This is a genomic window from Parapedobacter deserti, assembly GCF_042646065.1.
GTDB classification, from domain to species: domain Bacteria; phylum Bacteroidota; class Bacteroidia; order Sphingobacteriales; family Sphingobacteriaceae; genus Parapedobacter; species Parapedobacter deserti.
Genome location: NZ_JBHRTA010000062.1, coordinates 265,084 through 278,096 on the forward strand (window position 1 = coordinate 265,084; position 13,013 = coordinate 278,096).

15 protein-coding genes are annotated in these 13,013 nt (G+C 48.5%); 9 read left to right on the plus strand and 6 right to left on the minus strand.

Features of this window, described 5'->3' with window-relative positions:
* Positions 1-7 precede the first annotated feature (7 nt).
* Together ACFOET_RS21305 and ACFOET_RS21310 are read right to left on the minus strand one after the other, a co-directional pair.
* The gene (locus ACFOET_RS21305; RefSeq protein WP_379026535.1) at positions 8-1,054 is read right to left on the minus strand and encodes a DUF2157 domain-containing protein; all 1,047 of its coding nucleotides are present in this window, start codon (positions 1,052-1,054) and stop codon (positions 8-10) included.
* 58 nt (positions 1,055-1,112) lie between these two features.
* On the minus strand, positions 1,113-2,315 hold the full coding sequence (locus ACFOET_RS21310) for an aspartyl protease family protein (protein ID WP_379026537.1): 1,203 nt from the start codon (positions 2,313-2,315) through the stop codon (positions 1,113-1,115).
* 101 nt (positions 2,316-2,416) lie between these two features.
* Here ACFOET_RS21310 and ACFOET_RS21315 point away from each other — a divergent pair, with 101 nt between their 5' ends.
* The 4 genes from ACFOET_RS21315 to ACFOET_RS21330 are packed head-to-tail and all read left to right on the plus strand — an operon-like array spanning position 2,417 to position 5,085.
* Positions 2,417-3,382 (plus strand): CPBP family intramembrane glutamic endopeptidase, encoded by a 966-nt coding sequence (locus ACFOET_RS21315; RefSeq protein ID WP_379026539.1) that lies wholly within the window; start codon positions 2,417-2,419, stop codon positions 3,380-3,382.
* A complete protein-coding gene (locus ACFOET_RS21320; protein WP_379026541.1) occupies positions 3,363-3,581 on the plus strand; it encodes a putative signal transducing protein in 219 nt (72 codons plus the stop codon). Before ACFOET_RS21315 ends, ACFOET_RS21320 begins: the two co-directional genes overlap by 20 nt.
* Positions 3,582-3,586: 5 nt before the next feature.
* Complete coding sequence (locus ACFOET_RS21325; RefSeq protein ID WP_379026543.1) at positions 3,587-4,387, plus strand: phosphatidate cytidylyltransferase; 801 nt, start codon at positions 3,587-3,589, stop codon at positions 4,385-4,387.
* Positions 4,387-5,085: a DUF2461 domain-containing protein gene (locus tag ACFOET_RS21330; protein ID WP_379026545.1), complete on the plus strand. Its 699-nt coding sequence runs from the start codon at positions 4,387-4,389 to the stop codon at positions 5,083-5,085. Before ACFOET_RS21325 ends, ACFOET_RS21330 begins: the two co-directional genes overlap by 1 nt.
* A gap of 2 nt (positions 5,086-5,087) precedes the next feature.
* On the opposite strand, the gene ACFOET_RS21335 is transcribed toward ACFOET_RS21330, so the two are convergent.
* Positions 5,088-6,284, minus strand: a complete 1,197-nt coding sequence (locus tag ACFOET_RS21335; protein ID WP_379026547.1) for an anhydro-N-acetylmuramic acid kinase — start codon at positions 6,282-6,284, stop codon at positions 5,088-5,090.
* A gap of 147 nt (positions 6,285-6,431) precedes the next feature.
* Between ACFOET_RS21335 and gcvH the strand changes: the two genes are divergently transcribed.
* Together gcvH and ACFOET_RS21345 are read left to right on the plus strand one after the other, a co-directional pair.
* Positions 6,432-6,812: a glycine cleavage system protein GcvH gene (gcvH, locus tag ACFOET_RS21340; protein WP_379026549.1), complete on the plus strand. Its 381-nt coding sequence runs from the start codon at positions 6,432-6,434 to the stop codon at positions 6,810-6,812.
* 48 nt (positions 6,813-6,860) lie between these two features.
* Complete coding sequence (locus tag ACFOET_RS21345) at positions 6,861-7,241, plus strand: VanZ family protein (protein ID WP_379026551.1); 381 nt, start codon at positions 6,861-6,863, stop codon at positions 7,239-7,241.
* A gap of 154 nt (positions 7,242-7,395) precedes the next feature.
* Here ACFOET_RS21345 and ACFOET_RS21350 read toward each other — a convergent pair whose 3' ends face one another.
* Positions 7,396-8,091: a ComF family protein gene (locus ACFOET_RS21350; RefSeq protein WP_379026553.1), complete on the minus strand. Its 696-nt coding sequence runs from the start codon at positions 8,089-8,091 to the stop codon at positions 7,396-7,398.
* A 6-nt stretch (positions 8,092-8,097) separates the two neighbouring features.
* Positions 8,098-9,162 carry a 23S rRNA (adenine(2503)-C(2))-methyltransferase RlmN gene (gene rlmN, locus ACFOET_RS21355; RefSeq protein WP_379026555.1) on the minus strand — a complete coding sequence of 355 codons (1,065 nt, stop codon included), beginning with the start codon at positions 9,160-9,162 and terminating at the stop codon, positions 8,098-8,100.
* 222 nt (positions 9,163-9,384) lie between these two features.
* Between rlmN and ACFOET_RS21360 the strand changes: the two genes are divergently transcribed.
* Together ACFOET_RS21360 and ACFOET_RS21365 are read left to right on the plus strand one after the other, a co-directional pair.
* The gene (locus ACFOET_RS21360) at positions 9,385-10,560 is read left to right on the plus strand and encodes an amidohydrolase family protein (protein WP_379026557.1); all 1,176 of its coding nucleotides are present in this window, start codon (positions 9,385-9,387) and stop codon (positions 10,558-10,560) included.
* 11 nt (positions 10,561-10,571) lie between these two features.
* Positions 10,572-10,979 carry a (deoxy)nucleoside triphosphate pyrophosphohydrolase gene (locus tag ACFOET_RS21365; protein WP_379026559.1) on the plus strand — a complete coding sequence of 136 codons (408 nt, stop codon included), beginning with the start codon at positions 10,572-10,574 and terminating at the stop codon, positions 10,977-10,979.
* On the opposite strand, the gene ACFOET_RS21370 is transcribed toward ACFOET_RS21365, so the two are convergent.
* Positions 10,976-11,548 (minus strand): phosphatase PAP2 family protein, encoded by a 573-nt coding sequence (locus ACFOET_RS21370; protein WP_379026561.1) that lies wholly within the window; start codon positions 11,546-11,548, stop codon positions 10,976-10,978. The two genes, ACFOET_RS21365 and ACFOET_RS21370, sit on opposite strands and share 4 nt — an antisense overlap.
* A 394-nt stretch (positions 11,549-11,942) precedes the next feature.
* Between ACFOET_RS21370 and ACFOET_RS21375 the strand changes: the two genes are divergently transcribed.
* On the plus strand, positions 11,943-13,013 hold a 1,071-nt coding region (locus tag ACFOET_RS21375; RefSeq protein WP_379026563.1), incomplete at its 3' end, for a hypothetical protein.

The following is a 13,013-nucleotide window of genomic DNA, read 5'->3' on the forward strand; positions in this document are numbered from 1 at the left end:
GTAAGGATTATTTCGCTTCCCTACCAGTCCATATCCGCTCCGCCCAACGACCAATGTACCAAAACGAACCCGCCAACAGCAAGAAGAAGACAGCTCGGTTGATATTATCCCATAAATACTCGAAGAAGCGAGTATAAATATTGATTATCAGGAAAACGATACCAAACTCCCTCGCTATATTGTCCCGGTGCTTGAGACCATACCAAGCCAAACCCAACGACACGGCCAATGATAAAAGCCCCCAGTAAAAGATATGCCATTGCCTCACTTGTGACCATTTGTCCAAGTCGCTGTAGTTGCCGAAAATAGATAACAGCCATAAGGCAATCATCAGATAGGTAAGCCCAACAACATAGCTGATTTGATGGAAAGGCCGCAGGGGCGTGATACGCGGTTGCCAGAACAGTGAGAATGCGGTTAGCAATGCACCGAATAACGTAAAGCGCAGTGGGTAATTCATCCCCCAAAACCGGAACCCCCAGTTGCTGTGATACGCCGTTTCAGTAGCGAACCAGATTCCAAAGCTAATCAATGTAAAAACCCAGATCAGCTTGGACGACAATTTAACAGACAGCACACCGTATATGACCACTGAAGCTAAAAACAATAAGGAAAAATGCCCTGAACCCTTGTCGATGATTCTGCCAAGATATCCGATAAAGGCAGCGGTAGCCAGTACCCCCAACGCCATCAATGTTTCGCTGCTGAACGTCTTATCTGGATATATTCGCTTATTCCGAAATCCAAATAGGTAAAAAACGACCGCTAGCACTAGGCAAAAAACACAAATCGCCACATCGGGTGTATCGTAAAGCCGCTCAATCCACCGGAGGACCATTTTGTCAGCAAATAACGAGAGGAAAGCTAAGATAACACATGATATTGCTATCCAAAACGCGTACTGAGCTAAGCGCCGCCAGTCGAAACCCTTTACATCATATGAGTCGGCCAAGCGCTTTGAAGTTGTCTCATCCAATAATCCCTGCTCCTGCCAATGGTCTATAGCTTCATCCAATGTTGCCTTCTCCTGTCTACTTACGTCTAGTTTCTTCACGATGTGCGTTATTTCTATATGGCTAAGATAGCAATATTCGGGCGACGTTTCCCGAGCGTCAAAGCAAACTCTGCAACTTCATCCGAATTTCGACCAACTCTTCGCCGCGCCGGATAATCAGCCTCACTCTCTTTTTTGCAGTCATCAGTGCTCGCTTATACTGTATAAAATCCTGATTGGCGTTATTGTCAATAGCAAAGACGATATCCCCTTCTTTAAGACCGGAGATATCTGCCGGTGAGCCTTTGACGATGGAGCCAACAACAATTAAGTCATCGATATAATACAATTCCATCCCGGAGTATGAGTACTCGAATGGCTCCCGGAACAATGTGTTTGGTTTTAAGTAAATTTCGCGCCTTTCGTAATTTAACACCGTATTGAACCGTTTCAATAGCTGATTACCAATCAGTCCACCCAGATACGGATACGATGTCACATTATACTCATCTTCAAACACCATAGTGGGGACTTTCCGGAAACGGTAAGGACCTAATCGGAAATCTTTGACCAGGGTCATCTCCATGGACAGTTTTCCGCCCACACCGTGTGCTTCTACGGGAAACCGTTTGCGCTTCTTGCGCACAACTGCGCTATCCTGCTCAAAGTCACGAGACAACACCAGCGACAGGCCCGCGCCGATGTCAAAGAGAAAGCGTGAGGTAATCTTACGGTTGTCTTTGATCCGGGCAGACTGTACCGGCAACGTCCGGATAAACGGTCGGAGCAAAAAGCCTCCTTTTGGATATTTGATAGGACCTTGCGAGCATATCTCGATCTCCTGCACGTCATAGTCGATTTTAACGATGTATCGACTGAACAGCGAATAGCCGATTACACCGTCTATTTTTATTCCATAAATGAAGGATAAAAATTCGTAATCGTTGATGTGGAAATTAAGGCTGTCTATGATTAGTTCGTTCAGCTTAAGTTTCTGGCGATAAAGGAACTCGGCTTTCCGCAGCCCGGCTATTCCCCGGATATTGATGTCAGACGCTTGCGGCACTAAGTTTAGCGCATTGGCTGTCGCCGAATCGAGCGAAATTCCGCTACTTCCGGTATCCAGTATAAAGGTAAGTGTATCTTTATGGCCTATAAGGACAGCCTTTACCAGCACTACACTTTCTGCCGCAAGTGAGAAAGGTATCACGGTCAGTGTCCGCGACGGCGGTAGAATGTACTCTTCCTGTGCCGTTACGTTTACTTTTAACAATAAACAGCTCAAGAATAAAAGGAATACAATTGGCAAGGCTTTCATCATCGCCCCCCTAGTTAGTACAATTCAAATATAATGTATTCGCTGCATTTTTCCGAGTGTCGGCCGCAATCCGTATCTTCATCCCCAAAATAACAAAACGCTCCATGTCCAAATATGATGCTTCGGGAAGCAGCCTCCCGCAACACGGAGGGAACCATCCGGCAACGTCCTTGATCTTGTTATTGGCAATGGTCGTTGCAGGCGCCATTTTATTTGGAATAATATCCCTGCTGATAGGCTTGGCTGTTATCGGGCCTACTGCTGGCATCGATGGCCTCGAAGGTCTTTTGTCGGGAAGTTCAGCTAATGCAGATTTCCTCAAAATCTTCCAAGCGGGATCCAGTATCGGTACGTTTGTACTACCGGCATTGCTGCTGGGCGTCGTAGAAAAGCAGCGGTACCGCTATCTTTATTTCAAAGCGCGGGCACATCCGACGCTATGGTTCATGGTCATTGGCATCATGTTTTTTTCAGCACCGGTTTTTGAGCAGACTATTAAACTGAACGAGCAGATGCAGCTCCCGGAAGCACTTTCAGGCCTTGAGACCTGGATGAAGACGAAGGAAGCCGAACTCGAAAGGCTGACCAACCTGCTGCTCTCGGACACCTCTTACTGGGGGCTATTGGTCAACCTTTTTGTCGTAGCCGTAATACCAGCTATCGGCGAGGAATTCCTTTTCCGGGGCTGTATACAAGGAATATTGACCCGCTGGCTCAGAAACCCGCACGTAGCCATATGGCTCACCGCCATTGTTTTCAGCGCCATTCACCTACAGTTCTATGGCTTCCTCCCCAGGATGCTGCTTGGCGCCCTGTTTGGATACCTGCTTTTCTGGGGCAAAAATATTTGGTTGCCTGTCCTGGCACACTTCATCAACAATGCTGCCGCTACGCTATCTGCCTTCTACCTGCGCAGGCAAGGCAAATCGCTTAATGAGATGGACCTGGGCGAGCAGATACCCACATCGTTATATTTTATTAGTTTTGTACTTACGGCGGTCCTATTATATCAGTACTACAAAACAGCCACTTCAGGAAACACACGACAACATGGAAAAGCATTGGATTAAACTTTTCACTACCACCAACCCGTTTCAAGCAGAGATTACCAAGCAAATGTTGGAGGAACATGAAGTATCTGCTGTGATTATCAATAAACAAGACTCGTCCTATCGCTTCGGGCAGCTGGAACTGTACGTACATGAATCAGAAGAAGCACTTGCGCGCGATCTGATAGGCAAGATGGAACGCGGAGACAACGAAGCATAACCACAATGAGAGTACGGACTATTACCGCCTTTTTCTTCGTAGCCGTAGTACTCGCTTCTATACTGCTAAGCGTTTACCTATTCGCCATATTTTTCATGCTGCTTAGCGTGTACTGCCTAAGCGAGTTTTACCGGATTATCGCGGACAGCGCGGGTACCCCGCAACGGCTGTTGGGGCTGTCTGCCGGTGCGGCGTTGTTCGGGCTCTACACCGGGTATTGTTTGGGGTGGGTGCCCTTAAACTACCTAATGTTAATTGTTCCATTAGTGTCAGCCATATTTATAGCTCCCCTATACAAAAAACAGGAAAAGCCGTTTATCGGCATTGCATACACGTTGCTGGGTATTGTCTATGTAATCTTGCCATTTGCCTCTTTTCTTTCCCTAGGCTTTCTGTCCGATGTGTACGACTACCGTATCCCGCTGGGCTTTATACTTATCCTTTGGGCCAATGATACGGGTGCCTACCTCGTTGGAAAGCTTTTCGGAAAGCATCGTCTTTTTGAGCGCATTTCGCCCAAGAAAACATGGGAGGGATTCGTTGGCGGCGTCCTGCTTGCGTTAATCACATCAATGGTTTTGGCGTACTATTTCCCGCAGTTAGCACAATGGCAATGGCTGGTCATGGCGCTGATCATCGCTTTATTCGGCACATTCGGGGACCTGGTCGAGTCGATGCTCAAACGCAGCCAACAAGTAAAAGATTCAGGCGCGGTGCTACCGGGGCACGGTGGTTTGCTCGACCGATTTGACGGATTACTGCTTGCCGGGCCGGCGGTGCTTGCATTTCTGCTAACCGTATTATAATGAATGACAAAACGTACACACTGATGTTGACAAACCTATATCCAAGTACATTTAGCTTCCTCGCTGCAATCAAGGAAAACAATAACAGAGAATGGTTCCAGGAAAACCGCGAAGCATACGAGCGTGCTTGGGAGAACATGAAAGAATTCACGGGAGCAGTTATTAAGGGGCTCGCTGAAACAGACCCATATATCTCCGAAGACATTTCGGTTTCGAAATGCCTGTTCCGTATATACCGCGACACACGCTTTAGTAAGGATAAAACACCGTATAAAACTTGGTTGGGCGCAGGGATTTCTACCGCTGGCCGCAAATTGAATGGACCGGAGTATTACCTGCACATCCAACCTGGCGGCAGTTTTGCCGCCGGAGGGTATTGGCGGCCCGAGAAAGAGCATTTGGCGGCCATTAGGCAGGAGATTGATTATAACGGGGCCCGTTTACAAAAGCTATTGAACGAACCGGATTTCAAGAAGCATTGCCAGTTGGATATGCAGGACAAATTAAAGCGGCCGCCCGCCGGTTTTGACGTTGACAATCCGTACATCGAATTGATCAAGCTTAAAAGTTTTACTGCGGTGGTCCCTTTTTCCGATGAAGCGTTGACAAGAGAAGCTGCATTGAACACGGTACTCCAAGCATTCCGGAGCATGCACGGATTCAAGCTGTTTTTGCACGAAGCGCTCGGAGCGGAGTAGTTTCAAGCAGGAAAGCTGATTTTGCCCATACACACCTTCGGTGCATCCACGATAGACGCCACATTCTCGGCATCCCCGGCTACGGTCTCGTTAGCCAGCAAAGCAAACAAAGCGGCTTCTTTGGCATCTGGCAGTATACCTAATTCGGCAAACGAAGACACCTGTACATCCGGCAGTCCCTCCTTAATCAAACGCAGAAGCAGCGGATTGTGCAGGCCGCCACCGCTTACATACACCCTCGTGCTTCCATAGTGCAGCGCCGTACGCCGGATACCCGACACGATCGCCGAAGCAGAAAATGCACATAACGTCGCCAGCACATCGCCTGCTGGCAGCATTTCCGTTTCCGACACCCGTTGAGCTGCCGAAAGGTATTGCAGGTTGAATAACTCCGGCCCAGTGGTTTTGGGGAACGGCGACGAAAAAAACTCATGGTCAAGCAATGCCATCAGCAACGGCTCGTTAACTGCGCCCGTTGACGCGACAGCGGCGTCGCGATCCATCTCCATACCCATGTGCGCCTGCATGTATTGATCCATCAACGTATTCCCCGGCCCTACATCCGCGGCGAAACAAAGATTCCCGCCGGCTGTTGCCGGCAGGACCGTGAAGTTGGCGATACCACCAATGTTAAGTAACACACGTGTTTCGTACTCATCGGTATACAGCAGGTAATCACCATATGCTGCCAAAGGGGCACCTTCCCCTCCCGCAGCAATATGCTTCTGCCTGAAATCAGATACCGTAATGATACCCGTGGTTACCGCGACATGGTCGCCATCCCCGATCTGCAAGGTACTATTAGGATAGTCACTACTTCCAGTAAGTGCCTGTGGCGCGTGAAATACCGTTTGACCGTGGCTGGCGATAAGATCAATCTTTTCGTTGCTGATTCCCCATCCGTGCAACGCTTCATTTATCAGCTGACCGTGCACCTGTCCGATCAGTGCATGCAGCCCACACAGCACCTGCTGGTCAATGGACCGCTTGGCGAAGACTTTTCGTATGCGATGGCGAAATGCGTCTGAATAAGACTTTGTCATAAACCGGTGGAGTATTAGCCCCGTGCGTCTCCCGCTGCCTGAAATCCGGCAGAGCGCTATGTCCAGCCCATCCATGGACGTACCGGACATGAGACCGATAATCAACCGGGATTTCTTTCCGGCGATGGTATATAGCTTTTGTACATAGTTGTTCATGGAGGGGATAAAGATAAGGTATTTTGCCGTTTCATCTTATAATTCTATTTTTGCCAAGGATTTAATCCATAGCGTCCACATGCGCCTGCACTTGTCGTCAACTGGTGAGCATGTCGATAGAAACAGTAAACAGCAAAACATATTTTAATGACTTTTCCTACAGATTTAAAATACACGAAAGACCATGAGTGGATTCGTGTGGAAGGCGAAGAAGCCGTAATCGGCATCACCGATTTTGCACAGCGAGAATTGGGTGATATCGTCTTTGTGGACATCAACACGGTCGGTGAGGAAGTCGCGCAGGACAAAGTATTCGGCACCGTCGAAGCAGTAAAAACAGTATCAGACCTGTTTATGCCCGTCACCGGCACCATACTTGCCGTCAATGAGAAGATAGATAGTTCACCGGAGTTAGTAAACCAAGACCCTTATGGCGACGGTTGGCTGGTTCGAGTGAAGCTTAATGATTCGGCAGACGTAGCCGGACTTCTTTCAGCGGAAGCATACCAAGCTCAGGTAGCGGTATAAACACAACCTGGTTGGTAGCAGCTCCATGTCGGGGCAGAAGGGCGTAATATGAAGCATTATATTTGGGCTGCACTATGGGCGGTTGTCGTATTGGTGTTATGCAGCATTCCGTCGGAAAACACGGCTAGCGTCCCCAAATTTCCTGGAATCGACAAACTTGTGCATACGGGCTTTTTCTTTGTATTCACCGTTTTAGTGTATTATGGGGCGATCAGGAAGTCCGGCACGTCGAAACCATCGTTCATTTTGTCATGTAAGGTTGTGCTGATATCTTTTTTGTTCGCGTTGTTTACCGAATATCTGCAGTGGAAGATATTCACGTACCGTTCGGCTGAGGTTTGGGATCTGTTTGCGGACGCAGTCGGCACCGGCATGGGAGTATTTGCTTACCTCTTGTTTCACCGTTCATATGAGAAAGTCGATGGGTGACAATCCGGCGAAAACGACGACTTGCCTCCGGTTTATCCAGCATTGTGTCGGCATTGTGTTTGTGATATTGCTTTCCTCATGCGGACTTTTCCGCGGCGGATGTAAATGCCCGCCCGTCCACCGGCAATCGTCGGTCCAGGACTACGTGGCTGCCTCACAGCGCTTTGGCAATGGTGACGGCGCTCACCTTGGCCGCCCCTGCGTCCAGCAGCACGCTGGCACAAGCTTCGATGGTAGCCCCGGTAGTCAGCACATCATCCGCCAATAGCACGTGTTTTCCGCCAATAATCTCAGGATCACGTATTTCGAAGGCTTCGAGCATATTCTCATGCCGCGCATAGCGGTTTACCTGCGTTTGGCTTCTGGTAGCCTTAACGCGCGCCAAGCAGAGCGCCGCAACAGGTATTTGCATAGCTCGGCACAGCCCTTCCGCAAATAACGCACTTTGGTTGTATCCTCGTTTGCGGAGCTTTGCAGGATGTAAGGGTACCGGAACGATCACATCCGCGCGGTTAAACGGAGGCGACTCCTTGAGCAGCTCGCCGTACCGTTCGCCGAGTATCAATCCTAATTCGGGCCGGCTCTTGTATTTGAAGTGGTAAATGATCTGCTGTACACGCGACGCCTCTTTAAAGTACAGGTAGGAAGCAGCCGCCTCAAGCTTAACCCTGCCCCAAAATTGCCTCGCACTCGCGTTTTCCGAATCGAGATGCGCGTATGTATAAGGCAGATGGAACCAACAAGCCGTGCAAATCAGCTGTTCGCCATACGCAAGCGGCACGTCACAGCCTGCGCACGTTTGCGGAAAAAACAAGGATACGAGGTCATTGAGGTACTGTTTGACCATCATAAGCAATCAGACTACCGGGCTTGACTTTTCTTTTATCGCTAATTGCCCACAGGCGGCATCGATATCCTTGCCGCGGCTTCTTCGGATATTGGTAATTATTCCTTTCTGCCGAAGAAAATCGGCGAACCGGTCAATCTTATCTTCAGCGGCATTTTCGAAATCTGCAAACGCAATCGGATTATACTCGATGATATTCACTTTGCAGGGCAGGTGCTTGCAGAATGCTACGAGTTCGCGTGCATCTGACAGGTCGTCGTTAAATCCATCAAACACGATATACTCGTAGGTTACCGGATTTTTAGTCTTCGCGTAATAATACTTCAAGGCTTCAGCAAGTGCCTTTAGCGAATTTTGCTCATTTATTGGCATGATTTCGTCACGCTTATGGTCAGTGGCCGCATGCAATGACAAAGCCAGGTTGAAGCGCACCTGATCGTCGCCGAGCTTTTTGATCATCTTTGCTATGCCTGCCGTAGATACGGTGATGCGCTTTGCAGCCATATTAAGACCATCGGGCGCCGTTATGCGTTCTATCGATGCGAGTACGTTCGCATAATTGAGCAACGGCTCACCCATGCCCATATACACGATGTTGGTAAGTGGCTGCTCATAATACGCTTGTGCTTGCTTGCTGATCAGTGCAACCTGATCGTAGATTTCGTCCGCATAGAGGTTACGTTTGCGGTCCATATAGCCCGTGGCGCAAAACTTGCAGGTAAGGCTGCACCCTACCTGAGAGCTCACGCAGGCCGTCATTCGGTCCGGCGCTGGGATCAATACCCCTTCGATGATGTTTCCGTCGTGTAGAACGAAACTGCTTTTAATCGTATTATCAGCACTACGCTGCGCCTGCCGCACGCCGACTGCATGGATGACAAACGCCTGCTTCAGCTTCTCGCGCAATGATTTGCTCAGGTTGCTCATGTCATCGAAATCCGTACAGGATTTCTGCCAAAGCCATTCATAGACCTGTTTGGCACGAAACGGCTGTTCGCCCATTGCCACCAAACGGTCGCGAAGCTGGTCAAGCGTCAGCCTTCGGATATCCAATTTTGACTCAACTGCAACCACGGCACAAAGATACAGCTTTTTTACACGTATTTTTACCGTTCGTTTGGTTAAACACCAAAAATAATACATCTTTGCTGTTGTGTTCTTCAAATTAAACCTAGCCTAATGACGCTATATCTGCCTGGCTGTACCGATAGCATATTCATGAGGCTTGGCGCTCACGGGTAGTGCCATCGTTTAAATTGATAACGAGCCTAATATGAAACCAATATCAATACAAATATGAACGCTTTTTTTTCAGCGGACTACGTATTACCGGTCTCCGGCGATGCTGTCAAGAATGGGGTTGTTGAGATAATGGATAATGGTACCGTCGTTGACATATACGCTCCGGACAATCCGAAACTTTCCGGCCAAGCCATCGAAACGCACAAGGGAATTATCACACCTGGTTTTGTAAATGCGCACTGTCACCTTGAGCTGTCCCACATGAAAGGAGTTATTCCCAAGAACACAGGACTGGCGCCTTTCCTGCAGCAAGTCATTGCCTTCCGGGCTGGCGATGAGCAAAAAATCAAACAAGCAATGCAAGCGGCAGACAAGCAAATGCACGAAAATGGCATTGTAGCAGTAGGAGACCACGCCAATACTGCGATTTCAGCGGCGGTGAAAGCGGAAAGCAACATCCACTACCATACGTTTGTAGAAGTGCTGGGGTTTGAGCCGCAACTGGCGGACCAGAAGTTTGCGGAAGCAACCGCCGTCGCCGGGCAGTTTGGCGACATCAGCACATCTCTTACAGCCCACGCACCTTATTCGGTATCCAAAGAATTATTTAAGCTACTAAACGAAGAAGCCCTCAGGCAACAGAAGCCGCTGAGTATACACAATCAAGAAAGCGAAGAAGAAAACAAGCTGTTCCGTTATAAAAGCGGTCAGTTCCTAAACTTCTACCGGACGCTGGGCAAAGACATTACCGATTTCAAGGCCCAAGCGAGAAACTCTTTGCAGACATTTTTAGCGTACTTATCTCCTTCAACACCTGTACTATCAGTACATAATACGTATACCTCTCCTAAGGATATTTTCTTCGTGGAACGCCAGGGACGGGATGTCACTTGGTGCTTTTGCCCCAACGCCAATCTTTACATCGAGGGTACCCTACCAAGAATCCCGAATTTCATTCACTATCCGCAAAAAATTACCATCGGAACAGACAGTTTAGCTTCCAACGACCGGCTGTGCATCCTGTCCGAGCTTAAAACCATCCATGAGCACTTCCCTGATCTTCAGCTTACAGAAACTATTAAGTGGGCCACGATAAACGGTGCGCAGGTTCTGGGCATAGCCGACCATTACGGAACCTTGGAAAGCGGCAAAGCCCCGGGGCTCAACCTACTAACGAACACCAACGGGTTAGCCATCACTCCTGAAACTACTGTCGTTCGGCTAGTTTAGTATATTTGTCCATGCCGCATTATCATGTTGTAGCTGCGATCATTCAGCACCGAGGGAAAATATTGTGTGCGCAGAAAGGCGCCGGCAAATACAGCTACATTGACTACAAATATGAATTTCCCGGAGGCAAGGTAGAAACAGGAGAACCGCTTGAAGCTGCCTTACGTCGCGAAGTATTAGAGGAAATTCATCTGAATATCCATGTGGACGAATTGTATCATACCGTATTCCACAAATATCCTGATTTCAGCATTACTATGGCGGCATACTTGTGTACCACTTCAGATGTCGGATCGCTCTTGCTTGAAGAGCATATCCAATGCCAATGGTTATCTCCGGCCGAGCTTCCTCAGCTCAACTGGGCGGCGGCAGACCTGCCTATTGCAGAAAAATTAGCTGCAGCAGCTAAAAACGTTTAGTTCAACACCCAAAACGCGACCCCTAAAGCCGTACCCAGCATCACGCCTGCTATAACCTCTTTCCATACATGGCGTTTAAGGTGTATCCTCGACCACGCCAGCAGCGGTGCAACCAGCAAAAAAAGTACGCCAGCAATCCAATTGAAATAGAAAATCAAGAAACCGAGAAAGACGTGGAACGCCAAATGCATCGACGCTTTTATACGCCTGTTTACCGCCTGTGCGGCCACCAACAGCATCAACGCGCACGTCGTCGCCAAGCGGAGTGTCCTATCCTGGTTAGTGAGCCAAATAATGATGGTCACCGCCGCCAGGAGCAACGTCGTAGCGATAAACCATTTTTGCCGCTGCACCCGGTCGGAGACATCGAGATTGGTGTAGGTACCCTTCTTCACCCCACGGATTGTCTTTATTCCGATCGGTATAAATATACCCCCGATAATCAAAAGCGAGAGGTAGGTCGCCTGCAATACCGATTCGATGCTGAAAAGCAAAAAAATAACAAAAACCGGAACGGTTAGAAACGGATGGCCGAGCGTGGAAATTAATTTAGCGAGTGTCGTCTTCAAGTGTATACCATGTGGATAATAGATACCGGAATTGACTAAAGGCCTATGCTCGTAGCAGTAACATCGGCATCACCGCACGAAGGTAACCAAACTTTTGCAAGTAGGCAATGCGAAGTTGTGGTGAGCAGTTAGAACCGTTTGACCACCGAATTAAATGTTTAAACAAAAAATAAAAATTTAGGGCCTTGTTTATTGAGATTGTTAGTAAAACTTTGCATCTTTATGCGCTCATCTACCATTTACTTTATGAAGCATATAATATCTACATAACCGTTCAAGCGACGTATCGGCAGTTGCCGTGTCGTTACACTACATCAACATCATACCGGTTTGGAGCGAAGGGCCAGCAAATATGCATTTGGGCGCGCTCCAAAGAATGTAATCAGGGTTGCCTATGAAAAACCGTCTACTACTGGCATTAATATTTGTCATTGTCTCTTCCTCCACCCTTGCTCAACAGAAGGTGAGAGACAACACCATTTCCGGCGCAGTATTGCCTAATAAAGACGCATTGTTGGAGCTGGAGAGTTCAAACAGAGGATTATTGCATACCCGTGTCCAATTGGTCCGTACGGATGATGCTGCTCCGCTGTCGCAGCATCGCGTAGGCATGATGGTATACAATACGGCCGCTGCAAACGATGTGAAACCGGGCATTTATTACAACGACGGTAGTCGTTGGGTACTGGTTGCTAAAGGAGAGGATGTCATACCGATCAACTATAATTCAGCAACCTACGAACTCACGTATATAGATGCATCCGGCGAAACCCAAATCATCAATTTGGAAGAGGTTGTCAAGGCGGTGGAGACAGTGACAAAGCTGGCCTATGACAACACTGCACATAAAATTGAGTACACCGACGAGGATGGTGTCGCACATGTATTCGACCTCAATTCAGGAACACTGACCTATGATGACCAAACGAATGTGCTCAATTATACCGGTGGAGATGGCACAGCAGTGAACATACCATTGAACAACACCGAGCTGTCATACGATTTTTTATCCGGTACACTAAGGTATGTCAACACATTGGGCCAGCTTGGAGAGCTTGACCTTTCGAATATCGTAGGCCAGTTGGAGACGGTGACAACCCTTTCATATGATCGCGGCACGCACGAGCTAACCTACGTTGATGAAGATAGGATTACACATACGTTTAATCTTGATGTCGGGCGGTTGACGTATAGTCACCCAACGAATACGCTAACCTATACCGCGGAAGACGGAACGGTGCTGACGATTCCGCTTAACGAGACAGGGCTTCAATACGACCCGGCAAACGGCGTGCTGGCCTACACCAACTCACTTGGGCAGATGCAGACCGTCGACCTGAGGGCAATGGTGAAGGCACTTGAGACACTAACCTCGATCGCGCTCAACCCGGACAACACCAACATCGACTACGTTGACGAAAACGGGCTGACAACCCAGCTCGACATGACCGCAATCGTCAGGAAC